The sequence below is a fragment of the Pseudomonas sp. LAM2023 genome (assembly GCF_016620375.1).
Classification (GTDB): Bacteria; Pseudomonadota; Gammaproteobacteria; order Pseudomonadales; family Pseudomonadaceae; genus Aquipseudomonas; species Aquipseudomonas anuradhapurensis.
In genome coordinates this window covers 1-25,410 of record NZ_JAENHV010000036.1, presented here as the reverse complement: position 1 = coordinate 25,410, position 25,410 = coordinate 1, and the positions used below count along the sequence as shown (strand labels likewise).

Sequence of the window (25,410 nt, the reverse complement as noted above, 5' to 3'; positions counted from 1 at the left end):
AGCCATGTCCGACGCTTTGTGGGCCGCCCGCGAAGGCGACGCGCTGATGCACACCTCGATATTGGCCGACATTGTCGGGGGGGTGCTAGAAATCGCCGCCACCGTGGCCATCGGTGCCCTGGCCACCGCCGCCGTGGCTGCGGCATTCGGCCTGACCGTGGCCACCGGCGGCCTGGGCTGCTTCGTGCTGGGCGCGGTGGTCGGCCTGGTGGTCGGCGTGGTCATGGCCAAGACCGGTGCCGATACGGGCTTGAGCCGATTATGCGAGGGCATCGGCAACTTCCTGTTCCCGCCATCGGTGCAGGCCACCATCATCAGTGGCTCGTCGGACACCCGCACCAACGGCAAGCGCGCGGCGCGCGCTGCCGGCGTCGTCACTGGCCCGCCGGCAGCGCTGGAGCAAGCCGGCGCGGAAGGCGCCGAGGCCCAGGAGGAAAGCTTCCTGGACATGGCCAAGGGCTTCTTCTCGCAGATGTGGCGGCCGACCGTGGCCACGCCCGCCGCCAATACCTTGCCGGTACCGGACGACAAGATCCTGTGCAGCAAGCACCCGCCGATGCCGCCGCAGTACCTGGCCGAGGGTTCCAGCAAGGTGCTGATCAACGGCCACCCGGCCTGCCGCAGCGGTGACCGCAGCACCTGCGAAGCGGTGATCGTCGATGGCGGCCTGGTGTCGAACAACGTGCGCATCGGCGGCGAACCGATCGTGGTGCGCGAGATTCGCAGCGGCAAGACGCCCGGCATCGGCCTGGCGGTGACCGCATTGATGCTGCTGCGCGGGCGTGGCGGCAAGTTCTACAGCAAGTTCGGCTGCATGTTGGTGGGCGGCGTGAGCAGCGTGGTTACCGGCCAGGTGACCAGCGCCCTCACCCAGGCCATGGCCGGTTCGCCCAACCCGGTACATGCAGCTACCGGCGGCAAGGTCCTGTGTGGCGAGGAAGACCTCGACTTCACCGTGCAAGCCACCCTGCCGATTGCCTGGCAACGCTTCTACAACAGCCACGACGAACGTGTCGATGGCCTGTTCGGCGCGGGTTGGAGCCTGCCCTATGAAGTTTCGGTGCAGGTCGATGCAGACGACCGCCTGGTGTTGGTCGACGAGCAGGCGCGCCGGGTCGATATGGGCATCATTACCCTGGGCGATGCGGTGTTCAGCGTCGGCGAAGGGCTGAGCGTACGCCGAGCGCACAACGGCGAACTGCTGACCGAAAGCCGCGAAGGCGAGTATCGGCTGTTCCAGCCAACCCCGGGGCGGCCTGATCGATTGCGCCTGAGCCAGATCGGCGATCGCAATGACAACCGGATCTATCTGGATTACGACCAGCAGGGCCGCCTCTGCCAGTTGCGCGACACCTTCGACCAGGTGCGTGTCCAGCTCGGCTACAGCGAGCAATGGCCACAGCGTGTGAGCCACATCGACTTCCACGCGGCGAGCGGCGAATCGCAACGCCTGGCCAGCTATGGCTACGACGCCAACGGTGACCTCGCTCAGGTACAGGATGGCGCAGGCCAGCCGCTGCGCAGCTTCGCCTACGACCCCGCCCGACGCATGATCGAACACCGTACCGGCGGCGGCCTGTGTTGCTACTACGAATGGGCGCAGCATGAGGACGGTTGGCGGGTGGTGCGGCACTGGACCAGCGGCGGCGACAGCTACGCCTTCGAATACGACGTCGCCGCCGGCATCACCCGGGTGACCGACAGCCTTGGCCGCGTTGCCGTGCGCCACTGGAACCAGCAGTACCAGATCACCCGTTATACCGATGCCCTTGAGCGCACCTGGCGCTTCGAATGGAATGACGAGCGCCAGCTGCTCGCGGCCAGCGACCCCATGGATGGCCGCTGGCAGTTCTTCTACGATGAGTCGGGCAACCTTGCCGAGACCGTCGACCCGCTGGGGCGTAGCGAGTCGACCGAATGGCTCGAACACTGGTCGCTGCCGCGCAGCCAGACGGACCAGGCAGGGCAGCGCTGGACCTTCGCCTATGACCAACGGGGCAACTGCACGCGCCAGACCGACCCGTTGGGCCAGCACACCCGCTATCGCCATGACAGCCAGGGCAACCCTGTCGAAATCATCGATGCCAACGGTTCCAGCCGCCACCTGCGCTGGAACGAACGGGGCCTGCTGGTCGAACAGCGGGACTGCTCCGGCTACCTGACCCGCCTCACCTACGACCCCTTGGGCCATCTGCAATCGATTACCGACGCCCAGGGCGAGCGCACCGACTACCGGCATGACGACAAAGGCCGCTTGCGCAGCGTGACCTTGCCCGATGGCCGCAGCGAAACATTCGCCCTCGATGCCAGCGGCCTGTTGGCCCAGCACATCGACACGGCAGGTCACGTTACCCAATACCGGCGTAACCGCCGGGGCCAGTTGCAGCTGCGCATCGATGCGCTCGGGCGACAAGTCCGCTACCACCATGACGACTATGGGCGCCTGCTCGCGCTGTACAACGAAAATGGCGAGGCCTATGGTTTCGAATGGGATGCCGGCGACCGGCTGATCGCCGAGCGCGATCTGGACGGTGGCCTGCGGCGCTACCAGTACGACCCGCTGGACAATCTTGTCCAGGTCACCTTCCTGCCTGCGCCGGGCAGCGACGAGGCGCCCATCATTCACCGCATGGCCTATGACGCAGGCGGCCGCCTGCTGACCCGCCATACCGATGAGGGACGCACCGACTACTGCAACGACCCACTGGACAACGTGGTTGCGATCCGTCGTACCACTGTGGATGGCCAGGTCGAGGAACTGGGCTTCGCCTTCGATGCGCTGGGCCAGTTGCTCGAGGAACACAGCGCGCAGGGCAGCGTGCAGTACCAGTATGACCCGCTCGGCAATCTCACCCGCACGCGAGTACCCGACGGCCGCTGGATCAACCGCCTGTACTACGGCAGCGGGCACCTGCACCAGATCAACCTCGATGGCCAGGCGGTGTGCGATTTCGAGCGTGACCGCGTCCACCGGGAGACGCTGCGCCTGCAGGGCAACCTGGCGATTCAACGCCAGTACGACCGTGGCGGACGCTTGCGCACCCTGCTCCGTCGCCCGGCAGCCCAGCCCAGCCGGCTGCCGGCGCCAGACCAGCAGCGGTACCAGTTCGACGCCGCCGACCAATTGGCCGTACGCGAGGTGCAGCACCCCGGCAACGGGTATCTGCAGGTCTATCAGCATGATGGCTGCGGCCATGTCCTGGGCCGTCAGGACAGCCCCGCCGGCCAGCGCGAAGCGTTCCGCTACGACCCGGCCGGGAACCTGCTTGACCCGCAGGCGGCAGGCGCCGGGCTGGTCCGACACAACCGCGTGCTCACTTTCGAGGACAAGCGCTATCGCTACGATGGCTTCGGTCGCCTGGTGGAAAAACGCAGCCGCCGACGCGGTACCCAGCATTTTCGCTACGACGCCGAGCACCGGCTGGTCCAGGTGCGCAACCTGCAACCTGGGCGGGAACGCATCATCGACATGCGCTACGACCCGATGGGCCGGCGCACCGAGAAGATCGAATCGACGCTCGACGGCCAAGTGGTTGGCCGCACCCGCTTCAGCTGGAGTGGCCTGCGCCTGCTCGGCGAGCAGCACAATGGCCGGCAGGCGTTGTACCTGTACGAAGACGATGGCCATGAACCGCTGGCCCGGGTGGATGGCCAGGGTGCTCATCAGCAGGTGCTGCATTACCACAATGACATCAATGGCCTGCCGGAACAGTTGACCGATGACACCGGCGAGGCCGTGTGGTCGGCGCGCTACCTGAGCTGGGGTGCAAGCTGGGATGAACAGCGGGCCAGCCGTCTGCCGGAAGATCAGAACCTGCGCTTCCAGGGCCAGTACCTGGACCGCGAAACCGGCCTGCACTACAACCTGTTCCGCTTCTACGACCCGGAGATAGGCCGCTTTACCCAGCCAGACCCAATCGGTTTGGCCGGTGGTTTGAACCTTTACGAGTATGCACCGAACCCATTCACGTGGATTGACCCATGGGGGCTGCTCAAGGAAGGCGAAACCGCAGGATTCGGCACCGATGCTCATAAAAAAGACGGCCACGATGCCCATGAAATCATGCGTCACAAGTTCATGCAGGAAAAAGGTATCGCCACGACTAACCGGGTAAAAGGCAACCCGGCGATGGCGCTCAAGCGTAGCCACCACAATATGGTTCACGACGAGGAGCGCCGTTTGCGAGCACTACGAGGGCTGGGGCCAAACCAGATGCTCAAGCGCGGCAAACTGGAAATCCGACTGATGTCCTCAGCTATCTACAACACATTGGTGTCCCGTAATATCGTGACCCTGGACCAACTCCGCACCGCCAGGCGGCTCGCCCGGTCGTATGCAAAAAGCAAGGGATGTTATTGACATGCATTCAATGAAAATCGTGTTTACCGACGAAGACAAAGGCTTCGGTCAGGTGGGTGGCAGCGTCCGCATGGACGACCCAGGCTTGTGGCCTCTGGCGCCCGACACCAAGGAGCCGATGACGCCTTTGTGTACGGTCACGGAAAACTTCCTGCCGGCTAAAATCTTTCCGCCCGGCATGGCTGCCACGGTATTCATCACCGCTCGAAAGCAGCGCGCCGGCGGCTTCAAGCAGTCTGTTGTCAGCCGCTACTCACTTCATGAGCAAGCGGAGCTACCCGGTATCCACAATGGTTATGCACGGTTCATTCTCCACCGGCTGTGTAAGGAGGAGTTAACCGCCCCGCCTGGAACGCTCTTGCTGGAGCGCCGTTATATCGACTTCGAGCCGATGACCGAAGAGGAATTCTCCGAAGAGCACGCTGACGAAGACTCCGGTCTGGGCATTAGCAAGCAACTCGGTCGAGCAGCCTGGATGCAAGATCCCATCTATGTTCCAGACCGGTACTTGCTCCTTTTGCAACTGACCGACTATGAAATCAGCCGCTGGGCTCCCGAGCAGGAAGGGATCTTCCTGGATGGCATCGGTTACATCTATCTGGACAAGCAAGCCCGGCGGAAAAACCAAGGCGACGAAGCCGGGTTCTTTTTCGTTCAGTACGCCTGAATGCCCCGTCAAAGCTCAAAGGGCTTGCCATGAACAGGATCGTGCTATCCCAACAAGATCGCGGCTTCGGCCAGATCGGTGGTGCGCCTTTGCTCAAGGACCTTTCCTTGTGGCCGGTCAACCCGCAAACCGGCGGACTGATGACGCCCATCCTGACCCTGACCGAACAGTTCCAACCGGCCCGGTTCGTCCCGCCAGGCATAGCTATCACGGTTTTTCTCGCCGTCGAGCAACAGCAGGACGGTGGCTTCAGCCGCCCGCTCCAGCGTCGCTATACAGTCAATCTGCAGTCTGAACTGGAGAACGTCATCAACGCCGGCTGTGCCCGGGTCATCCTGCATGAGCTCGCCAGCCAGCCACTGGAGCCCAGCAATCCCCCCTTGCTGCTGGAACGAGCGTTCATCGACTTTGAAGAAATGACTGACGAGGAGCATGACGAGGAGCATGAGGACGAGGACAGCGGGATCGGCCTGAGCAAACCCAGCGGCCGCCCCTGCTGGCTGCAGGACCCGATCTACGAACCACCGCGCTACATGTTCATGATGCAACTGGTGGACGCCGACGTGGCCGAAGCCAGCCCGCAGCATGCTGGGCTGTTCGGCGAAGGCATCGGTTATCTGTTCGTGGACATGCAGGCGCGCCGTGGCAAGGAAGGCGACGACGCCGGTTTCTTCTTCATTCAGTTCACCTGAATGGGCTGCCGACTCCAGACGACCGTCCATAAGCAGCAAGGGCCGAGAAGATTCACGTGAACATCTACCATTTCGACAACTCGCCGTCTCCTTGGGGAGACTGGGGCGCGGTACTGCTCCAGGGCATGATCGCCTGGGATGAACATACCGATGTGGACAGCATCAGGCGCGCTGGGCCGTACACGCCGCCTGCGTATATCCGCTCGGGTTCGCTGGTGCTCACCCAGCCGGTCAAGGAAGGCCTGGAACGAAGCGGCCTGAAAGGCATCAGTCGGTATGAGCACCTGGAAAAAACCCACATCGTGCAGCTTGACTGGCTGCACTGGGATACCTGCAAGCCCATCACCGATTACCTCGAGCTGGAAGGTGGGCCGACCTCGATCATCAACTGCCTGCCGCATGACCCTGCGCTTGCCGCAAGCATGCCGGCGTATTGGCAGGCATTCGTCGTAGGCAAGCTCAACCTGCTCAAGGACCCACGGCACGAACCTGCCGACCTCGGCCAGTATCTCCAGGTGCTCAAGGCCGACGAAAAAGCCGATTTCTTCAAAGGGGATGTCTATCGCGGGTACTTCCTCAGTGAAAGAGCCAAAGCGTGGCTGGAACAGCAATGTCCTGGTTGCTTTACATTCACCCTGCTGCACTACGCGGAGCGTTGACAGCCCCGCTGCCGCTTGCTAATAATCGCCCACAGTTGTACGACAACACATAACAAAAACAACAATCCGTGGACGAACCCATGTCGGCACTCACCCCGCTGCATCCCCGCCTGTTGCACCCTCCTCTTTCCCCAGCCAGCGGGCTTACGCCGCTGAGCAGCTAGCGCCCGGTTACCGCATATCCACCCAGGCCCTCACCGGCCCTTCACCTACCCGCCCCGCCGCAGGCCGCCTGCGCGTGCCCGGTGGTCGGGTTGCCACACCCTTAGGGAGTACAACAATAATGAAAATCTGCCAAACCCTGCCCTTCGCCCTGCTGGGTGCCGGGGCCATCGCCAGCCTGCCGGGCACCAGCTTCGCCGCCGGTTTTGTCGACGATGCCAAGGCCACGCTGGGGCTGCGCAACTTCTACATCAACCGCAACTTCACCAACCCTGGCAACCCACAGGGCAAAGCCGAGGAATGGACGCAGAGCTTCATCCTCGATGCCCGCTCGGGGTTCACCGAAGGGCCGGTCGGGTTCGGTGTGGATGTGCTGGGGCTGTGGTCGGTCAAGCTCGACGGCGGCGGTGGCACCTACGGTACGGCGCTGCTGCCGCGCCATGATGATGGCAAGCCGGCGGATGACTATGGCCGCCTGGCGGTGGCGGGCAAGCTGCGGATCTCGAAGACCGAACTGAAGGTAGGCGAATGGATGCCGGTGCTGCCGATACTGCGCTCGGATGACGGGCGCTCGTTGCCGCAGACCTTCCGTGGCGGGCAGGTGACCTCCAACGAGATCGCCGGGCTGACCCTGTACGGCGGGCAATTTCGCGGCAACAGCCCACGCAACGACGCCAGCATGGACGACATGAGCTACGGCGGTGGTGTGTCGGACCGCTTCAACTTTGCCGGCGGCGAGTACAAGTTCAACCAGGACCGTACCCTGGTGGGGTTGTGGAACGCGGTACTCAAGGACGTCTACCAGCAGCAGTACCTGCAACTGAGCCATAGCCAGCCGCTTGGCGCCTGGACCCTGGGCGCCAACCTGGGCTACTTCCATGGCGACGAGGACGGTTCCGAACGCGCGGGCGAACTGGACAACAAGACCTGGTCCGGCATGTTCTCGGCCAAGTACGCCGGCAACACCTTCTGGGTCGGGCTGCAGAAGGTCGACGGCGATGCCTGGATGCGTGTCAACGGCACCAGTGGCGGGACCCTGGCCAACGACAGCTACAACTCCAGCTTCGACAATGCCAACGAGCGTTCATGGCAGGTACGCCATGATTTCAACTTCGTCACCGTGGGGGTGCCGGGGTTGACCTTGATGAACCGCTATATCAGCGGGCGCGATGTTCACAGCGGGGGCGTGACCGACGGCAAGGAGTGGGTGCGCGAGACCGAGCTGGCGTATGTGATCCAGAGCGGGCCGTTCAAGGATTTGAGCGTGAAATGGCGGAACTCGTCGATTCGCCGGGATTACAGCAACAACGAGTTCGATGAGAACCGCTTGATCTTCAACTACCCGTTGTCGCTGCTGTGATGTGATTGACAACCATCACAAGCAACCACAATAATCGGCACAGTCATACGACAACTTACAACAATCACAAAAAGAGCCGGCCATGACCACCACTCCCCTCAATCGCCTGCTGCTCACCGGAGCGGCAGGCGGCCTGGGCAAGGTCCTTCGCGAACGCCTGCAAGGCTACGCAGAGGTCCTGCGCCTTTCCGATATCAAGCCCATGGCACCTGCTGCGGGCCCGCATGAAGAGGTCATCGTCTGTGACCTGGCCGACAAAGCGGCAGTGCATGCCCTGGTCGAGGGCGTGGATGCCATCCTGCACTTTGGCGGCGTTTCCACCGAGCATGCGTTCGAAGACATCCTCGGCCCGAACATCTGCGGTGTGTTCCACGTGTACGAGGCAGCGCGCAAGCACGGCGTCAGGCGCATCATCTTCGCCAGCTCCAACCACACCATCGGTTTCTACCGCCAGGACCAGCGCATCGACGCCCATTCGCCGCGCCGTCCCGACAGCTACTACGGGCTGTCCAAGTGCTACGGCGAAGACCTGGCCAGTTTCTATTACGACCGCTACGGTATCGAGACAGTCAGCATCCGCATCGGCTCCTCGTTCCCGCAGCCACAGAACCCGCGCATGCTCTGCACCTGGCTGAGCTATGACGACCTGGTGCAACTGATCGAGCGCGGGCTGTTCACGCCCGATGTCGGCCACACCATCGTCTATGGCGCATCCGACAACCGCACCGTGTGGTGGGACAACCGCCATGCCGCGCACCTGGGCTACCGGCCCAAGGACAGTTCCGAAACCTTCCGCAGCGTCGTGGAAGCCCAGCCGGCACCTGCCGCCGATGACCCGAGCATGGTCTATCAGGGCGGTGCCTTCACCGCGGCAGGCCCGTTCGACTGACCCTACGCATGCCTGGAGGCAAGGCCATGAACTGCGAACTGATCGTCGACGCCCGCAATGGCACCGGCGAAAGCCCCGTGTGGCACCCTGACGAACAAGCCCTGTACTGGGTCGATATTCCTGCGCGCCAGCTGCACCGCTGGCAGGCGGCTGATGGCGCGCACCAGGTCTGGCAAGGCGATGAGATGCTCGCCTGTATCGCCCGTAGCGGCGACGGCTGGGTGGCCGGCATGGAAAGCGGCATCTTTGCGCTGCGGGCGAAGGCTGACGGCAGCCTGGACAAGCGCCTGCTCGGCGGCGTGCAGCACGCCCAGGCCGGGATGCGCTTCAATGACGGCCGCTGTGACCGCCAAGGCCGCTTCTGGGCCGGCACCATGCTGCTCGACATGCCGCAAGGCGCCCATGTCGGCGCCTTGTACCGGCTTGACGGCGAAGGCCGGCTACAACTGCAGCAGGACGGCATGATCGTGCCCAATGGCTTGGCGTTCAGCCCTGACGGCCGGCGCATGTACCTGTCCGACTCGCACCCCAACGTGCAGAAGATCTGGGTGTTCGATTACGACATCGACAGCGGCACGCCACATGGCAAACGGCTGTTCGTCGACATGCGCGGCTACCCTGGCCGCCCTGATGGTGCCGCGATCGACCAGGACGGTTGCTATTGGATTTGCGGCAATGACGCCGGCCAGATCCACCGTTTCACCCCCGACGGCCGCCTCGACCGCTCGCTCGACGTACCGGTGAAAAAGCCGTCGATGTGCGCCTTTGGCGGTGCCAACCTGGACACCCTGTACGTCACCTCGATCCGCCCCACCGGCATCGACCTCAGCGACCAGCCCCTGGCTGGCGGGGTGTTTGCCCTGAGCCCTGGCACCAAGGGCCTGGAGGAGCCTGCCTACCGGGGTTGAGCCCCACGCCGCAGCCACACTTGCACGCCCGAAACCGGATAATAAAAACCACGGAGTTTCATCATGACGTTCAAACGCAAACTGCTCCTCGCGGTACTCCCTCTCGCCATCAGCCTGCCCCTGCCCGCCTCGGCCCTGGACATCAAGTTCGCCGAGATCCACCCGGCCGGCTACCCGACCGTGGTCGCCGAGCAGAACATGGGCAACAAGCTTGAGCAGGCCAGCAATGGCGAGATCACCTTCAAGATGTTCCCCGGTGGCGTACTGGGTTCGGAAAAGGAGGTCATCGAACAGGCGCAGATCGGCGCCGTGCAGATGACCCGCGTCAGCCTGGGGATCGTCGGCCCGGTGGTGCCGGACGTGAACGTGTTCAACATGCCGTTCGTGTTCCGTGACCATGAGCACATGCGCAAGGTCATCGACGGCGAGATCGGCCAGGAAATCCTCGACAAGATCACCAACTCCGATTTCAACCTGGTAGCCCTGGCCTGGATGGACGGTGGCTCGCGCAGCCTCTACACGAAGAAGCCGGTGCGCAGCCTGGAAGACCTCAAGGGCATGAAGATTCGCGTACAGGGCAACCCGTTGTTCATCGACATGATGAACGCCATGGGCGGCAACGGCATCGCCATGGACACCGGCGAGATCTTCAGTGCCCTGCAGACCGGCGTGATCGACGGTGCCGAGAACAACCCGCCGACCCTGCTCGAGCACAACCACTACCAGAACGCCAAGTACTACACCCTGACCGGCCACCTGATCCTGCCCGAGCCAGTGGTCATGTCCAAGACCACCTGGAACAAGCTCACCCCGGAGCAGCAGGCATTGGTGAAGAAGGTGGCCCGCGAGGCGCAGATGGAAGAGCGCGTGCTGTGGGACGCCAAAACCGCGGCCAGCGAAGAGAAACTCAAGGCCGCCGGTGTCGAGTTCATCAGCGTGGACAAGAAGCCGTTCTACGACGCCACCGCTTCGGTGCGCGAAAAGTACGGTGCACAGTACGCCGACCTGATGAAACGTATCGACGCGGTCCAGTAACCACGGCCCTTTCCCCGAACGACTTCGGCAGTGCGGCCGCCGCCCTGCCGCTTTGGTGATGCCCATGAAAGACCTTGCCCTGCGTGTGAACGACACGCTGTACCGCGGCTGCATCTGGATCGCCGGCCTGTCGATCCTGGCCATGTCGCTGATCATCCCCTGGGGCATCTTCGCCCGTTACGTGCTCGGGGCCGGCTCCAGCTGGCCGGAACCGGTAGCGATCCTGCTGATGGTGGTATTCACCTTCATCGGCGCCGCTGCCAGCTATCGCGCCGGGGCGCACATGGCGGTGGCGATGCTCACCGACCGCCTGCCTGCACAACAGCGCCAGTGGCTGGCCTTGCTGGTACAGGTGTTGATGGTGCTGATCTGCGTGTTCATGACGGTCTACGGCGCCAAGCTGTGCGTCACCACCTGGAACCAGTACCTGGCATCCCTGCCAGGTGTGCGGGTGGGCATGGCCTATGCGCCGATCCCGGTTGGTGGGGTGCTGACCCTGGTGTTCGTGGTGGAAAAACTTCTGTTGGGCGATCAGAGCCAGCGCAAGGTGGTGCGTATCGAGCAGCTTGAAGAAAACGAAGGAGCGGCATAGATGGATGCGTTGATTCTGTTGGGCAGTTTCGTAGCGCTCATCCTGCTCGGCATGCCGGTGGCCTACGCCCTGGGCCTGTCGGCGCTGATCGGCGCCTGGTGGATCGACATCCCGTTGCAGGCGATGATGATCCAGGTGGCCAGCGGGGTGAACAAATTCTCGCTGCTGGCCATTCCGTTCTTCGTGCTGGCCGGTGCGATCATGGCCGAGGGCGGCATGTCGCGACGGCTGGTAGCCTTCGCCGGGGTGCTGGTGGGCTTCGTGCGTGGTGGGCTGTCATTGGTCAACATCATGGCCTCGACCTTCTTCGGGGCGATTTCCGGCTCGTCGGTGGCGGACACGGCGTCGGTGGGCTCGGTGCTGATTCCAGAAATGGAGCGCAAGGGCTACCCGCGCGAATTCTCCACGGCGGTCACCGTCAGCGGCTCGGTGCAGGCGCTGCTGACACCGCCCAGCCACAACTCGGTACTGTACTCGCTGGCCGCCGGCGGCTCGGTGTCGATCGCCTCGCTGTTCATGGCCGGGGTGATGCCAGGGCTGCTGCTGAGCGCGGTGATGATGGGCCTGTGCCTGTTGTTCGCGAAAAAACGCAACTACCCCAAGGGCGAAGTCATACCGCTGCGCCAGGCACTGAAGATTGCCGGTGAGGCGCTGTGGGGGCTGATGGCCATGGTGATCATCCTCGGCGGTATTCTGTCGGGGGTGTTCACCGCGACCGAGTCGGCGGCCGTGGCGGTGGTGTGGTCGTTCTTCGTGACCATGTTCATCTACCGCGACTACAAGTGGCGCGACCTGCCCAAGCTGATGCACCGCACGGTGCGGACCATTTCCATCGTGATGATCCTGATCGGCTTCGCCGCCAGCTTCGGCTACGTGATGACGCTGATGCAGATCCCGTCGAAGATCACCACGGCATTCCTGACCCTGTCGGACAACCGCTACGTGATCCTCATGTGCATCAATTTCATGCTGTTGCTGCTGGGCACGGTAATGGACATGGCACCGCTGATCCTGATCCTTACGCCGATCCTGCTGCCGGTGGTCACCGGTATCGGTGTGGACCCGGTGCACTTCGGCATGATCATGCTGGTCAACCTGGGCATCGGCTTGATCACGCCGCCGGTAGGGGCGGTGCTGTTCGTTGGTTCGGCCATCGGCAAGGTGAGCATCGAGTCGACGGTGAAGGCGCTGCTGCCGTTCTACCTGGCGCTGTTCCTGGTACTGCTGGCCGTGACCTACATCCCGGCCATTTCGCTGTGGCTGCCAGGCCTGCTGCTGTGACCTGGAAGCAGCCGAGGCGCCTGGCATGGTCGTGACCGAACTGCATCTGCACGACCGCCTGACCCGCCTGAGCCTGGCCCCGGAGCTGGGCGCCAGCCTGGTCAACTGGCAGGTGAAGGCGACCGGGCAGGCGTTGCTGCGCCATTCCGGCGCCGACGCGCTGGCCAGCGGTTCGCCACGCCGCCTGGCCTGCTACCCACTGGCGCCTTGGTCCAACCGCATTGCCGAGGGTGGCTTTGCCCGCCCCGGGGGCTGGCAGGCATTGCTACCGAACACCACGCATGATCCGTACCCGATCCATGGCAGTGCCTGGCAGCAGGCCTGGCAGGTCGCCTGGCACAGCGAAGGGCATGCGCGGCTGACGCTGGTCAGCGAAGTCCCCTTCGCCTACCAGGCAACGCTCGATATTCACCTGCATGAAGGTGCACTGGTACTGGGCCTGCAGGTTACCCACCGCGATGCGCGGGCGACCTGGTATGGATTGGGGCTGCACCCGTACTTCCCTCGATACCCCGACACCAGGCTGTATGCGCCAGCGAACAAGGTGTGGCTGGCGGACATGGGGCGGTTGCCTTCGTACCAGGCGCCGGTGCCGCAGCCATGGTGTTTCAATACGATGGGGGTGTTGCCGGAGGCGCTGGTTGACCACGCCTTCAGTGGCTGGCCGGGCGAATGCGTGATCGAACAGCCCAGCGCCGGCTACCGACTGGCATGCCGTGCCAGCGGCGCGGAGCACTTCTTGTTGTTCTGCCCGCAAGGGCAAGGCTTTTTCTGCTTCGAGCCGGTCAGCCATCCGGTCAATGCGCACCACCTGCCGGGGCGCCCGGGGTTGCGCTTGTTACAGCAGGGGGACGCGCTGAACCTGACGTTCACGATGCAGTACCAGGCGCTCTAAGGGTACCGGGGTATCAATCCAGCTGCTGAGCCCTCAGCGCCTGCGCCAGCATGTCGATGAACGCCCGGACCTTGGCCGAACCGTACTTGCTCTCCCGGTGCAGCACATGGATCGGCCAGGGCGCCTCCTCGTACTCGGCCAGCAGCACCTGCAACTGCCCACTGGCCAGTTCATCCGCGACCTGGTACGACAGCAGGCGGGCAATGCCCAACCCGCCACTGGCGGCGGCGATTGCCCCGTCATTGCTGGTGACCGTCAAGCGCGGTTTGACGCGCACCAGGGTCGGTTCCTCGGCCACCCCGAAACGCCAGCCGGCGCGTGGCGACAGGTTGGTGGTGCCGATCACCGCATGCCCGGCCAGGTCGGACGGGTGCTTCGGCACGCCATGGCGCGCCAGGTATTCGGGAGAGGCACACAGCATGCGCCGGACCCTGCCCACGCGCAGTGCTTTCAGCCCGGAGTCCGGCAAGGGTCCGATGCGAACGGCCACGTCCATGCCCTCTTCGACCATGTTGACGATGCGGTCGAGGAAGTAGGCGGAAACGTCAACTTCAGGGTACTGCTGCAGGTAGCGGACGATACACGGCATGACGAACTTCTTGCCGAACAGGATGGGCGCAGTGACGGCCAGGTCGCCCTTGGGCGTCGAGTTGATGCCGGCGGCGGCTTCGTTGGCCTCGTGGATACTGGCGAGGATATGCCGGCTATCTTCCAGGTAGCGGTTACCGGCTTCGGTCAGGCGGACGCTGCGGGTGGTGCGCAGCAGCAACTTGACCCCGAGCTGTTCTTCCAGGGCGCTGACGGCACGGGTAACCGCCGCAGGAGAGATGTCCAGGCGCCGAGCAGCGGCGGCGAAGCTTTCCAGTTCGCCGGTGGCGACGAACACCTTCATCAGGTGGATCTGGTCCATGCGGGCTCCTGGTGGGCATGAGGTGCCGGGATTATCTTTCATCTGGGCGTTTTGTGCTGCTGTTGCGTCCGCGGGCCGCTCCTGCAACAGCCCGCGGAAGAGGCAGGCGAATCACGCATCCAGTACCAACGCTTGCCCGCCTTCTGCCACCTTGGCCGGCACGGCACAACAGATCAGCACCGAACCGGCCTCCGGCAGTTCGGCCGGTGGGTTCGGGTAATGCACCTGGCCACTCACCAGCCGGGTCTTGCAGGTACCGCACGATCCCCCTCGGCAACTGAATTCCGGGGCCAATCCGCGTGCCTCGGCCAGCTCCAGCAACGTGCCGCTACCGGGCGCCCAGCGCGCCTCCTTGGCCGAAGCGGCAAAGTACACGGGCACCGCCTCGCTGGCAGCCGGCGGCTGCTGCAGGCTGGGCTGGCCCGCGTCGGTGTGCCGCCGAAGCGTCGAAGGGCCGAAGGCTTCGGCGTGGATCCGCGCATCCGGTACATGCACCCCGCGCAGCCCCTCATACAACTGCTGGGTAAAACTGCCCGGGCCGCACAGGTAGAAATCGTAGTCACCCAGCGCCAGCGTTGCCTTGACCTGCTCGATCCCCAACCGACCAGCGAATTGGTAATCACGCCCCAGCAACGCCTGCTCTTCCGGCTGGCTCAGGGCACGGTGCACCTGCAGCAGGCCGCCGGCCCGTTGCTGCAAGCCTGCCAGCTCGTCACGAAACGGCAGGTCGGCCAGGCTGCGTGCCCCATGGAACAGGTGGACAGGCCGTGCCTGCTGCGTATTCAACTGTTCGCGCAGCATGGCCAGCAACGGCGTGATACCCACCCCTGCGCCAATCAGCACCAGCGGCCGGGTGCTGTGCGGGTCCAGCACGAAGCTCCCCATGGGCGCACGCACATTCAGCACATCGCCCGCGCTTATGCGCTCATGCAAGTGCCGCGACGCCGGGCCCTGAGCCTTGACGCTGATGCGCAGGTAGCGGTCGGAAGGCGCGCTGGACAAACTGTAGGTGCGGATCAGCGCCGCCTCGCCAGCGCGCTGCACCTGCACCGGTACATGCTGCCCCGCGGCAAAGGTCACCTTGCTGCCGGCAGGCGGTTCAAGGTAGAACGAGCGGATATCGTGGCTTTCCTGTTCTACCCGCAGCACACGCCACGGCTGCCATTGGCGCTGCTGCTGACGTCGCTGCAGGCGCGCTTCGGCTTCTTCCCAGGTGCCGGTCGCCAGGCTGGTGGGCGCATATTCCTTGAACGCCCAGCGCAGGGACACGGCCGCCGGGCGCCACACCACCTGCTCGACGTCCAGCGTCCACAAGCGCTCGGCACCGTCGAAGGCCTGGCTGGCCGGGTTATCCAGCAGAATTTCGCTACGCCCGTAGAGCTGCAGCACATTGCCCGTGGCGAAGTCGATGAACAGCAACCCTGCGCGTGGGTTCACCAACAGGTTGCCCAAGGTGTTGAAGTGCAGGTTGCCGGCATAGTCGGGGATGGTCAGGCGATTGCCTTCGACCTTGATGAAGCCGGGCCGGCCGCCACGGTGGGAGACATCCACCGAGCGCTGGCCAGCGCCATGCTCGATATAGCTGGCGACAAAAAAAGTGTCGGCTGCGCGGATCATGTCGACAGCCGTTGCATCCAGCGTCACCGCATCGACACGCCCCTGGGCGGGTTCGATGACGCGCGTGTATTCGCGCAACTGGATGTACTGCGGGCAGTTGCCGAACGATTGCTCGACCGTGACCTGCAGTTGGCCGTTGACGCCCTGGTGGATCTGCCCGTTGAGGCGGTTGCGCCGACGCGTGTGCAGTTCGATACCCAGCAGGCCGACCGCCTGCCCGGCGCTCAGCCCGGCGGTGGCGGGGTCGTCTGCCGGCAGCTGGGTGTCGATCGTCAGCTGGCGAGGGTCCGGCGAGCTGACAAAGCCTTCCGGCCCTTCCAGTACGGTCGCCCAAGGGCGGCCCAGGGCATCCACGCTGGCGGCGATCATGAACGGCAGCTGATGATAGAAGGTACGGTGCTGCTCGGGCATGTAGTCGCGAATCACCTTCCGCCCGAACGCCTCCATGCGCTCCGCGACACCGACCTTTTCCTGCAGGGTTTTCTCGCCCGCATGCCAGGGCGAGGGGCGGTGGTCCGGGTTCTGTTGCATGGCGGCGTTCCTCGTGCTGAAGAAGTGTCAGGCGCTGGTCTGCAAGCCGATCACGGTGCGCGGCATCGGCACGAAGCCCGGCAGCGCCTCGATCCTGGCCAGCCAGTTGCGTACGTTGGCGTAGGGCTCCAGCGACACGTTGCCTTCTGGTGCATGGGCGATGTACGAGTAGTTGGCGATGTCGGCAATGGTCGGGGTATCACCCGCCAGGAAGGGTGCCTTGGCCAGTTCGGCGTCGATCACCTTGAGCAAGGTGTGGGCACGGGCAATCACTTCATCGGTATTGAACGAAGCACCGAATACCGTCACCAAGCGCGCGGCGGCAGGGCCGAATGCCAGTGGGCCGGCTGCGACCGACAGCCAGCGTTGCACGCGGGCTGCAGCGGCAGGTTCCTCGGGCAGCCAGGTGCCGTTGTCATACTTTTTCGCCAGGTAGACGAGGATGGCGTTGGAATCGGCAATCACCGTGCCGTTGTCATCAATCACCGGCACCTGGCCGAACGGGTTCAGCGCCAGGAAGTCGGGTTGCTTGTGCGCACCTTTGGCCAGGTCGACGAAGACCAGCTCGGTGGGCAGCTTCAGCAGCGCAAGCATCAGCTCGATGCGGTGGGCGTGGCCGGACTTGGGGAAGTTGTAAAGCTTGATCGGGTTCGACATGGGCTTGGCTCCTGGTCAGCTCCGGGGTGGGCTGATGGAGCACATGCTGCACGGGTTCGCCTGGCAACAGAATCAGTGCGCCGGGGAAACCATAATTTCGCCTGGCGCAATAATGCTGACGCAGGTGCCGGCCAGAGCCCCCGCGAGCATCCGCCGCAGGGGCACCCGCAGGATTCAGTGCAGCTTGAAGTAGCGGAATAGCCCGCGTGCTGCCTCGATCACCTGAGGTACGCAAGCCTGGATGTCCTCTTCGCTCATCTGGTCCAGCAGCTCGAAGTTATCCTCCAGCCCATGCAGCGAAATGGCCTTGAGCAACTGATCCTGCTGCGCAGGCAGCGGCTCCCAGCCAGCGACCTGAGTCCCGCGCATGTAGCCAAAGCACCACTCCTCCATGACGATCACCGTGCCCTGCTCGCCTTCGCTTTCCTCGAACAGCGGCTCGAACTGGTCGATGTCATCATTCAGTTCTTCCGCCACCTGGTTGGCATAGCGCAGCATCAACGCCGTATAGGCCTCTTCATGCGCCGGCTTCTTGAATTTCGGCACCTTGCCGCCCGCCACCACGGGCAGCCATTGCTCCGGAGCGACGCTGACCGGCGAGCTGGCCAGCGCCGTGAAAAAACCATTGAGCTCGGCCAGGTTCAGCACCGAGTAATCGTTGCCGTAGGTGATCAGCAGGTCTTCGAGGCGGTCGAGTTCTTTTTCGCTGAGGGCGGGTAGCATGGGGTGGGCATCCTGAGAAGCAAAAGTGTGTGCACCCTAGCACAGAACCGCCCAAGGGCTGCCCGCGGTTGTCGACCCGCGGGCAGTTTGCTCAGCCTGGCAACAGGCTTTGCAGCAGGTGCTGCCTGCCGCTGCCGATCAACAACCACAACAGAATGCGACACTTGCGCGGGCAAAGCTGCCCGGCCATGTGTACACCTTTGCCTTGCAGGTCGATCTCGGCTCCGGCAAACCCATAGGTGGCGCGGGCTGTAGGGCCGCTGCCTGTGCGGGTGGCGACGATTACCGGCAAGGCGGGCACCAGCGTATCCAGCACCTGGGCCCAACAAGCGGAAACATGCCCCGCGCCAAATCCGGCAATGACCAGCCCCTGGTAACCGAGCGTGGCAACGGCCTGCAACATTGCTGTATCCGCGTCAAGGCAGGCTTCCAGCAGTGCAACGCGATGTTCGCTGCGTTGCGGTAGCGGCAGCACCTCCCGCCGTGTAGCCGGTTGGCGATAGACCACCACGCCCTCGACGACATCGCCCAGCGCGCCACCACCGGGCGACTCGAATGCAGCCATCGCCAGGCTGGCGCTCTTGCGCACCCTTGCTGCGCTGTGGACCTGATCATTCATCAGCACCAATACGCCGCGCCCACGGCTGCCCGGCGCCAGCGCAACGTGCGCCGCACCCAGCAGGTTGGCCGGGCCGTCGCAGCCCGGCTGGCTGGCCGCGCGCATGGCACCGGTCATCACGATTGGCGCATCGAACGGCCACAGCAGATCGAGGAAATACGCCGTTTCTTCAAGGCTGTCGGTCCCTTGGGTGAGGATTACCGCCTGCGCTCCACGCTCCACCTCTGCGCGCGCCCAGGCCAACACGTCGAGCAGCGTCGCAAAGCCCAGCGAGGCGCTGGGGAGCAGGCCCAGCGTGGCCATTTCAAGCTGGGCCATCTCGCGCAGTTGCGGCACGCTTGCCAGCAAGGCGTCGCAACCAAGCCTGGGCACCACCGCGCATCCATTGGCGCTTGCCTGCATGCTCACCGTGCCGCCCAGGCTGCCGATCGACAGTTTCGGCAGGTGTGTTTGCGCGCTCATGCAACACCTCCTGCCAGCAGGCCAACCAGCGGCACGATCCCTAGCGTACTGACGGCCATCGACAGCACATTTCCCAGGTAGCCGTGCATATAGGCCGGCAAGCGCTGGGTAATGGCCACTGCCAGCGGGGGCGCCACCAGCGCGCCGAGCACGGCACTGCCCACCACGACTTGCCAGCTACCACCATGGGCAAGCACAGCGGCCGGGACGATCGAGACGATGGGGATGTAGGTGGGGTACCACCCTCGCGCCTGCCATTGACGACGCCAGAACAACACCCCGACCAGTGAAGCCAACGCCTGCCCGGCGACCATCGGCAACAGCAGCAGCGAACCGTAGGCCGGCGCTGCTGGGGCCAGCATGTAAGCCAGGACCACGCCCAGCAGCAGCCCGAGGCTGGCTAACTCATTGCCGAAGAACGGCGCTTCGCTGAAATCGGCCAGGACGCGTCGCAAGGTCCAGACAACGCCGTAATCGGGTTGCGCAGCAACGGGTTCGCGTACCGCGGGTTTGTGGCTGGGCCGCACCCATGACGGAAAGCGCCGGCACAGCATGAACGCCACCAGGCTTGCCAACGCCATGCCGCTGACGTTGCCGACCACCACCGGCAACTGCAGCGGATAACACAGGTAGTTGACCATCAACAGACTGGCCGGGGTGACCAGCACCGCCCCCAGCAGTGCGCCACTGAGCGTGACCCGCCAACCCGCGCCATACAGCAGCACCATGGCTGCCGGCAACGATACGAAGGCGACGAAGGTCGGCTGCCAGGTGCCACTGGCCAAGGTCCAGCCCCAGAACGCGTGGCTGAGCAGCAGGCCCAGCAGCGAGCTGGTGAATACCCATGGCCATAGCCCGCTGCCATAGCAGATGGCAAAACCCTGCCAGCGATACCCGTGCACCTGGGCCAGGTGCGCCAGGCAAGCCCCCAGCAGCAAGCCCAGGGCGGGCAGTTCGTGCTTGTAGAACGCCACCTCACTGATATCCCCGACGATCCAGCGCAACCGGCTCAGTGGCTGGTCGAGTGTCGCCGCCAGTTGCGTGTAGTCCGGCCAGTGGCCGTGGGCGAGGCTGGCAGCCAGCGCCGCCAGCAGGCTGACGAACAGCACCAGGGACAAATGCTTCCGATCCAGAGCATGCAAGGTTTTCATGTGCGACCTCCTCAACGCGGCATCGCGGCATGCAGGCGATAACCCAGGGTCGCGTCATAGAGATCGGTACGGCGGTCCCGTGGCAGGTCGTTGAGGCTGTTCCAGATCGGTGCCGAGCGGGCACTGCTGAGGTCGACATCGGCAAAGACAATGCTCTCCTCTTCGGCACTGGCCACCTCGCCGATGGGCCAGCCATTGGTGCCGGCAATCAACGAACAACCCAGGAAGCGCCCGCCCCGCTCATGGCCTATGCGGTTGGCTGCGGCTATGTAGAGGTTGTTGACGTGTGCCGCGGTCATGGTCAGATAGGAAGCCATGCAGCGCCCCGTGTCATCGAACAACGGTGGTGGGGTCCACACCCAGTTGTTCAGGCTGCAGATAATGTCGGCGCCTTGTGCTGCCATCAGCCGTGGCACTTCAGGGAACCAGATGTCCCAGCAGATCAGCAGGCCGATACGCCCGATCGGTGTCTCGAATACCGGAAAACCCAGGTTGCCGGGGGTGAACCAGAGCTTCTCCTGATTCCACAGGTGGGCCTTGCGATAATGCCCCAGCAGGCCTTCAGGGCCGAACAGTACGGCACTGTCGTAGAGCTTCAGCCCGTCGCGTTCGGCAAAACCTGCAGCCAGGTAGACCTGATATTCCCTGGCGAAATCCGCCCAGGCTTTCAGGCTGACGCCTGCTTCCAGGGTTTCGGCGTGGGCATAGGCCTCGGCGCGGGTGCGGAAGGTGTAGCCGGTGTTGGCCAGCTCTGGTAGCACGATCAGGTTGGCGCCTTCACGCACGGCGCGACGGGCCAATGCCAGGCCTTTGCTGAGGTTGCCGTCGCAATGCTCGAGCCCGACCTGCGGGTCGTACTGGATGACGGCGATGCGTACTGGACTGACGGCGGGACAATGTGCAGACATGGCAGCTTCCTTCTTGTGGTTGTTTTGGAAGGGCGCCAGTAAAGCGGGGTTGGGCTGGGGAGTGACAGTCAGGACACTCCCACCAGCTCGAAGGAAAGAGAAAAGAGATATTGTAGGAATGGCCCTACGATCAACACGCTAACAGCCTTGGATCCTGACTTGATAGTGCGGGTAATGGTCCAGGCTGAAACCACCGTGAAACTGCGCTGATGTTCTATCACAAAGGTTGATCACCACATCCACAGCCGTTCGTAAACACGGCTCGGTCCAGCCGGCGTCAACAGAGAAGGACTCTCCAGCCAGATACAGGCCTGACTGGGCGCTGAAGTCGCGGTTGTATTTCATCAGGTTTACCGCATCGTAATAAGTGCCTGCGCGGTACAGCTTTGCACATCCCAGGGCGTTCTTATCTGTCATCCATCGTTGTATGCGGATGTTGCGAGTGTCAATGTAGGGTGATATGGCCTCGCCTATGTTGCTGCATCGCAGCAGAATTCGATCAAGCTCGCTCACGCATTTCTGCCCCAACTCCTCGTCGGAAAATGCGGCCAGCTTCGTTGCATCGTCCTCCCAGGTATAACTCAGCAGGATGCAGTCTTCTGGATAACTATCGTTGTACCGATAGGCATACACGTCATGGACAAAACTGTCGGTTACCAGAATCTGGGGCACCGCTGACTTACGGTCCAGGAAGCGCTTGTTCAGCGGAGCATAGACCTTGCAGCTCGTCTCCCAGTGGGCATGCTTCCAGGCATCCATGATCGCCTGCGGCAGTATCTGGCGGTTGAAACCGTCAAGACGGATGTTGGTTTCGATCAACCAGGATGGGGTAGTCAAGATCACACTGTCGAAGTCTTGGTATTGCAGGCTCTCTTCAAGCGGATCACTGCAGTGCCAACGATAACCGACCCGCAATTGGCCATTCTCCAGTTTCTGTAGCGAACAGACCGAGGTGTCGGTGAGTAGCCCATGCTCTCGTTGCAACAGGTGCTCGTACAGCGAGGACCCGCCCAGGCCGACGTTCAGAAACAGCAGACTTTCGTCCATCGCCGCGAGCCCGATGTACGCTGGCCCCTGGAACATCAACCCTTTACTGTCAGGCACACGGCTGTCTTCGAGGTGCGGTGCAGCATAGGGCAGCCCCTCTTGATCAACACGCCCATGCACCAACTGCAAGTGGCTACTGAAGCCAAAGATCGCTGTACGTAGCGGATACAGGCAGCAGACGTCATAGAACGCTCCCCAACTGCCATCGCCAATGCCGATCGCATAGAAGATTGCCGATTCGTCGCTGCTCATGCCTAATCCGCCAAAGTCACCAGGGTTTGCAGGATCCCAAGCCGCCAGGGTGGGTAAATGCACGAGTTCTCGGAACGATAATCGGTGATAGCGTTCAACGATGGCCGACCACATCGACTCCCACCCATAAGTGCCATAAACCGTAGCGATACGCTCGGCAAAGCGCGTCGCAAAATGGTGCCACTTGTCATAGACCTGTTGAAGTATCGGGGTGGGCGGAGGTGTCTTGCCTTCCGGGTTACGCCAGATCAGCAGCGCAGGATCGCCACCACCCTCCAACTGGCCATCACGAAGATATATTCCCGTGGCATTGACCCAAGGTGTACCCGGATTCGGAAAATCGGAAATGCGCAGGTCGAACAGCTTGGCGTAGTAGGCCATGAGCGAGCGCCCGTCTTTAGGGGGTTCACCGGTTCTGTTGAAAAACGGCATGCGCATGGCCCCCATCTCGAAAGGAGTTGTCGGCTGCTTGTGAGTTCCAGTGCTATTCACCAAGGTCAGGTGACGCCCGCCAACACGCTGCGACTGCTCGATCAAGGAGATCCGGGTGAAGCCGCAACGCAATAGTTCTCGAGCCGCAGTCAGCCCGGTAATACCGGCACCCACGATGCAAATCCGGTGGTCTGGCTGAGTGGCTCGTGCAACGCCTTTTTCCTGTTCGATCAGACGGCGGTAGTCAAAGCAGAGATCAGGAGGGTTGGGGTAACGCGCGGCCCACGGTTGCATGGGCTGGGAGGGCTCGATGGCGAGGTCTGCAGGATGGTTGTGGGTTGAACCGATGGTCATGTTGTCGTGCTCTTCATGGGTTGAAGAACCGAGCGTGAACATTTCCCAAAGGGGTGAAGGGGTTGTTAATTAGCACCCGCCGGCAGCCACAGGATCGGCAGATACCTGTGGCTGACGGATAGGCGGCAACTGGGCTGTTACGTTTTACACCGCCAGCGCGCGCTCACGCAGCTCGCTGTTGAGGATGCGGTCGTTCTCGCTGTAGTCGACCGGGCAGTCGATCACGTGCACACCTGGGGTCTTGATGCAGTGCTCGAGCAGCGGCAGCAGGCCGTCGGCGCTTTCCACGCGGTGGCCGTTGGCACCGTAGGCTTCGGCATACTTGACGAAGTCCGGGTTGCCGTAGTCCAGGCCGAAATCGGTGAAGCCCATGTTGGCCTGCTTCCAGCGGATCATGCCGTAGCCGTCGTCACGCAGGATCACCACGGTGATGTGCATCCCTAAGCGTACTGCCGTTTCCAGCTCTTGGCTGTTCATCATGAAGCCGCCGTCGCCGCACACCGAGATCACTGGGCGGTCCGGATGCACCAGGTGCGCTGCCATCGCCGATGGCAGGCCGGCGCCCATGGTCGCCAGGGCGTTGTCCAGCAGCACGGTGTTGGGCTTGTGCGCCTTGTAGTTGCGGGCGAACCAGATCTTGTAGATGCCGTTGTCCAGGGCGACGATGCCTTCGGACGGCAGTACGCGACGGATGTCGGCCACCAGGCGCTGCGGGTAGACCGGGAAGCGGTTGTCGTCGGCGCCTTCGGCAATCTGCGCTTCGTTGGCTTCACGGATGGCCATCAGGCGGGTGAAGTCCCAGTGCGAGGTGTCGCTCAGCGCTTCGCCGATCTGCCAGACGGCGTTGGCGATGTCACCGATCACTTCCACCTGCGGGAAGTACACGGCATCCACTTCAGCGGAGCGGAAGTTGATGTGGATGACCTCGGTGCCGCCACGGACCATGAAGAATGGCGGCTTCTCGATCACGTCGTGGCCGATGTTGACGATCAGGTCGGCGGCTTCGACGGCGCGGTGCACGAAGTCACCCGAAGAAAGCGCAGCGTTACCGAGGAAACGCGGATGGCGCTCGTCGACTACACCTTTACCCATCTGCGTGGTGATGAACGGGATGCCAGTCTTGTCGATCAGCTGCTTGAGGACCTTGGCGGTCATCTTGCGGTTGGCGCCGGCACCAATCACCAGGATCGGGTTGCGCGCATTCTGCAGTTTCTCCACCGCAGCTTCGATGGCCTTGTGCTCGGCCAGCGGGCGGCGGTGCAGGCTTGGCGGAATCGGCAGGCTGTCGGTCTGCTCGGCGGCGATGTCTTCTGGCAGTTCCAGGTGGACCGCACCCGGTTTTTCTTCTTCAGCCAGGCGGAAGGCTTCGCGCATGCGGGCCGGGATGTTGTCGGCCGAGGCGAACTGGTGGGTGTACTTGGTGATGGGGTCCATCATGCCGCACACGTCGATGATCTGGAAACGGCCCTGCTTGGACTTCTTGATCGGCTTCTGGCCGGTGATCATCATCATCGGCATGCCGCCCAGGTAGGCATAGGCGCTGGCGGTAACCAGGTTGGTGGCGCCGGGGCCGAGGGTGGACAGACTGACGCCGGTCTTGCCGGTCAGGCGACCGTAGGTGGCAGCCATGAAACCTGCGGACTGCTCGTGACGGGTGAGTACCAGTTTGATCTTCGACTTGCGCAGGGATTCCAGCAGGTCGAGGTTTTCTTCACCGGGAATACCGAATACATACTCGACACCTTCGTTTTCCAGGCATTGCACAACGACATCGGCGGCCTTGGCCATCTTGCTTGCTACCTCAAGTGATGGGACGGTGGAAGTCCGGAAATGCGCAGCACGGTACGCTGGCATCGCTTGGCTCAGGGCCAGAAGTGCCCCGAATCAAAGTCTTGACGAAAGGTCGGTACGGAAAAGTCACGCTGATTTGGCGGAATGTTGCCCAGCGCTGTAGGAGCGGCCTTGCGTCGCGATCGGTGTAGGAGCGGCTTTAGCCGCGAAACAGGCGACGCGGTTTGCCAGGTAGATCGGGGTTGCAGGGTGGCGGCCGCTGTGCGGCCGATCGCGACGCAAGGCCGCTCCTACAGGGATCGCGCTTGTTTTGCCGGCGCAAAGACAAAACCCCTACCTGCATGCGCAGATAGGGGTTTTGCGAAATGAATCTTGACGATGACCTACTCTCACATGGGGAAGCCCCACACTACCATCGGCGATGCATCGTTTCACTACTGAGTTCGGGATGGGATC

General features: G+C 63.0%; 20 protein-coding genes and 1 rRNA gene. 11 read left to right on the top strand and 10 right to left on the bottom strand.

Annotated elements, in window-relative coordinates:
• The first annotated feature begins 4 nt into the window (after positions 1 to 4).
• The 11 genes from JKP78_RS19940 to JKP78_RS19890 all read left to right on the top strand — a co-directional run bounded on the left by JKP78_RS19940 (position 5) and on the right by JKP78_RS19890 (position 13,500).
• A complete protein-coding gene (locus tag JKP78_RS19940; RefSeq protein ID WP_200627367.1) occupies positions 5 to 4,360 on the top strand; it encodes an RHS repeat-associated core domain-containing protein in 4,356 nt (1,451 codons plus the stop codon).
• A gap of 1 nt (position 4,361) precedes the next feature.
• Positions 4,362 to 5,027 carry a hypothetical protein gene (locus JKP78_RS19935; protein WP_186688102.1) on the top strand — a complete coding sequence of 222 codons (666 nt, stop codon included), beginning with the start codon at positions 4,362 to 4,364 and terminating at the stop codon, positions 5,025 to 5,027.
• Between the two features lie 41 nt (positions 5,028 to 5,068).
• Entirely contained in the window at positions 5,069 to 5,719 is a 651-nt protein-coding gene (locus JKP78_RS19930) for a hypothetical protein (protein ID WP_325166821.1), read from the top strand.
• 56 nt (positions 5,720 to 5,775) lie between these two features.
• Entirely contained in the window at positions 5,776 to 6,378 is a 603-nt protein-coding gene (locus JKP78_RS19925; protein ID WP_200627363.1) for a hypothetical protein, read from the top strand.
• A gap of 283 nt (positions 6,379 to 6,661) precedes the next feature.
• The gene (locus tag JKP78_RS19920) at positions 6,662 to 7,900 is read left to right on the top strand and encodes an OprD family porin (RefSeq protein ID WP_200627361.1); all 1,239 of its coding nucleotides are present in this window, start codon (positions 6,662 to 6,664) and stop codon (positions 7,898 to 7,900) included.
• Positions 7,901 to 7,982: 82 nt separating this feature from the next.
• Positions 7,983 to 8,789: an NAD-dependent epimerase/dehydratase family protein gene (locus JKP78_RS19915; protein ID WP_170031729.1), complete on the top strand. Its 807-nt coding sequence runs from the start codon at positions 7,983 to 7,985 to the stop codon at positions 8,787 to 8,789.
• Positions 8,790 to 8,815: 26 nt separating this feature from the next.
• A complete protein-coding gene (locus tag JKP78_RS19910; protein ID WP_186688114.1) occupies positions 8,816 to 9,697 on the top strand; it encodes a glucurono-1,5-lactonase in 882 nt (293 codons plus the stop codon).
• Positions 9,698 to 9,760: 63 nt separating this feature from the next.
• Positions 9,761 to 10,732 carry a TRAP transporter substrate-binding protein gene (locus JKP78_RS19905; RefSeq protein WP_186688115.1) on the top strand — a complete coding sequence of 324 codons (972 nt, stop codon included), beginning with the start codon at positions 9,761 to 9,763 and terminating at the stop codon, positions 10,730 to 10,732.
• A gap of 64 nt (positions 10,733 to 10,796) precedes the next feature.
• Positions 10,797 to 11,324, top strand: coding sequence for a TRAP transporter small permease (locus JKP78_RS19900; RefSeq protein ID WP_170031738.1), 528 nt, complete (start codon positions 10,797 to 10,799; stop codon positions 11,322 to 11,324).
• Entirely contained in the window at positions 11,325 to 12,605 is a 1,281-nt protein-coding gene (locus JKP78_RS19895; RefSeq protein WP_170031742.1) for a TRAP transporter large permease, read from the top strand.
• Positions 12,606 to 12,630: 25 nt separating this feature from the next.
• Positions 12,631 to 13,500, top strand: coding sequence for an aldose 1-epimerase (locus tag JKP78_RS19890; protein WP_200627359.1), 870 nt, complete (start codon positions 12,631 to 12,633; stop codon positions 13,498 to 13,500).
• 13 nt (positions 13,501 to 13,513) lie between these two features.
• Here the strand turns inward: JKP78_RS19890 and JKP78_RS19885 are convergent, their stop codons facing one another.
• The 10 genes from JKP78_RS19885 to rrf form a co-directional block, all read right to left on the bottom strand.
• Positions 13,514 to 14,410, bottom strand: a complete 897-nt coding sequence (locus JKP78_RS19885) for a LysR family transcriptional regulator (RefSeq protein ID WP_170031748.1) — start codon at positions 14,408 to 14,410, stop codon at positions 13,514 to 13,516.
• 111 nt (positions 14,411 to 14,521) lie between these two features.
• A complete protein-coding gene (locus JKP78_RS19880) occupies positions 14,522 to 16,558 on the bottom strand; it encodes a pyridoxamine 5'-phosphate oxidase family protein (RefSeq protein WP_200627357.1) in 2,037 nt (678 codons plus the stop codon).
• 27 nt (positions 16,559 to 16,585) lie between these two features.
• Complete coding sequence (locus JKP78_RS19875) at positions 16,586 to 17,215, bottom strand: glutathione S-transferase family protein (protein WP_170031754.1); 630 nt, start codon at positions 17,213 to 17,215, stop codon at positions 16,586 to 16,588.
• A 174-nt stretch (positions 17,216 to 17,389) separates the two neighbouring features.
• Complete coding sequence (locus tag JKP78_RS19870) at positions 17,390 to 17,938, bottom strand: UPF0149 family protein (protein ID WP_200627355.1); 549 nt, start codon at positions 17,936 to 17,938, stop codon at positions 17,390 to 17,392.
• Between the two features lie 91 nt (positions 17,939 to 18,029).
• Entirely contained in the window at positions 18,030 to 19,019 is a 990-nt protein-coding gene (locus tag JKP78_RS19865; protein WP_186688125.1) for an asparaginase, read from the bottom strand.
• Positions 19,016 to 20,170, bottom strand: coding sequence for a hypothetical protein (locus JKP78_RS19860; protein ID WP_200627353.1), 1,155 nt, complete (start codon positions 20,168 to 20,170; stop codon positions 19,016 to 19,018). Before JKP78_RS19860 ends, JKP78_RS19865 begins: the two co-directional genes overlap by 4 nt.
• Positions 20,171 to 20,181: 11 nt before the next feature.
• Complete coding sequence (locus tag JKP78_RS19855; protein WP_186688130.1) at positions 20,182 to 21,078, bottom strand: nitrilase family protein; 897 nt, start codon at positions 21,076 to 21,078, stop codon at positions 20,182 to 20,184.
• 138 nt (positions 21,079 to 21,216) lie between these two features.
• Positions 21,217 to 23,163 carry an FAD-dependent oxidoreductase gene (locus JKP78_RS19850; protein WP_200627351.1) on the bottom strand — a complete coding sequence of 649 codons (1,947 nt, stop codon included), beginning with the start codon at positions 23,161 to 23,163 and terminating at the stop codon, positions 21,217 to 21,219.
• A 144-nt stretch (positions 23,164 to 23,307) separates the two neighbouring features.
• Positions 23,308 to 24,951 carry an acetolactate synthase large subunit gene (locus JKP78_RS19845; RefSeq protein ID WP_200627349.1) on the bottom strand — a complete coding sequence of 548 codons (1,644 nt, stop codon included), beginning with the start codon at positions 24,949 to 24,951 and terminating at the stop codon, positions 23,308 to 23,310.
• 373 nt (positions 24,952 to 25,324) lie between these two features.
• Positions 25,325 to 25,410 (bottom strand): 5S ribosomal RNA (rrf, locus tag JKP78_RS19840); the annotation flags it as partial.

What these genes read in the sequence shown, in the direction of transcription:
- JKP78_RS19940 (WP_200627367.1), top strand. Translation starts at nt 5, where the DNA reads ATGTCCGACGCTTTGTGGGCCGCCCGCGAAGGCGACGCGCTGATGCAC.
- JKP78_RS19935 (WP_186688102.1), top strand. Translation starts at nt 4,362, where the DNA reads ATGCATTCAATGAAAATCGTGTTTACCGACGAAGACAAAGGCTTCGGT.
- JKP78_RS19920 (WP_200627361.1), top strand. Translation starts at nt 6,662, where the DNA reads ATGAAAATCTGCCAAACCCTGCCCTTCGCCCTGCTGGGTGCCGGGGCC.
- JKP78_RS19915 (WP_170031729.1), top strand. Translation starts at nt 7,983, where the DNA reads ATGACCACCACTCCCCTCAATCGCCTGCTGCTCACCGGAGCGGCAGGC.
- JKP78_RS19910 (WP_186688114.1), top strand. Translation starts at nt 8,816, where the DNA reads ATGAACTGCGAACTGATCGTCGACGCCCGCAATGGCACCGGCGAAAGC.
- JKP78_RS19905 (WP_186688115.1), top strand. Translation starts at nt 9,761, where the DNA reads ATGACGTTCAAACGCAAACTGCTCCTCGCGGTACTCCCTCTCGCCATC.
- JKP78_RS19900 (WP_170031738.1), top strand. Translation starts at nt 10,797, where the DNA reads ATGAAAGACCTTGCCCTGCGTGTGAACGACACGCTGTACCGCGGCTGC.
- JKP78_RS19895 (WP_170031742.1), top strand. Translation starts at nt 11,325, where the DNA reads ATGGATGCGTTGATTCTGTTGGGCAGTTTCGTAGCGCTCATCCTGCTC.
- JKP78_RS19890 (WP_200627359.1), top strand. Translation starts at nt 12,631, where the DNA reads ATGGTCGTGACCGAACTGCATCTGCACGACCGCCTGACCCGCCTGAGC.
- JKP78_RS19885 (WP_170031748.1), bottom strand. Translation starts at nt 14,410, where the DNA reads ATGGACCAGATCCACCTGATGAAGGTGTTCGTCGCCACCGGCGAACTG.
- JKP78_RS19880 (WP_200627357.1), bottom strand. Translation starts at nt 16,558, where the DNA reads ATGCAACAGAACCCGGACCACCGCCCCTCGCCCTGGCATGCGGGCGAG.
- JKP78_RS19875 (WP_170031754.1), bottom strand. Translation starts at nt 17,215, where the DNA reads ATGTCGAACCCGATCAAGCTTTACAACTTCCCCAAGTCCGGCCACGCC.
- JKP78_RS19870 (WP_200627355.1), bottom strand. Translation starts at nt 17,938, where the DNA reads ATGCTACCCGCCCTCAGCGAAAAAGAACTCGACCGCCTCGAAGACCTG.
- JKP78_RS19865 (WP_186688125.1), bottom strand. Translation starts at nt 19,019, where the DNA reads ATGAGCGCGCAAACACACCTGCCGAAACTGTCGATCGGCAGCCTGGGC.
- JKP78_RS19860 (WP_200627353.1), bottom strand. Translation starts at nt 20,170, where the DNA reads ATGAAAACCTTGCATGCTCTGGATCGGAAGCATTTGTCCCTGGTGCTG.
- JKP78_RS19855 (WP_186688130.1), bottom strand. Translation starts at nt 21,078, where the DNA reads ATGTCTGCACATTGTCCCGCCGTCAGTCCAGTACGCATCGCCGTCATC.
- JKP78_RS19850 (WP_200627351.1), bottom strand. Translation starts at nt 23,163, where the DNA reads ATGACCATCGGTTCAACCCACAACCATCCTGCAGACCTCGCCATCGAG.
- JKP78_RS19845 (WP_200627349.1), bottom strand. Translation starts at nt 24,951, where the DNA reads ATGGCCAAGGCCGCCGATGTCGTTGTGCAATGCCTGGAAAACGAAGGT.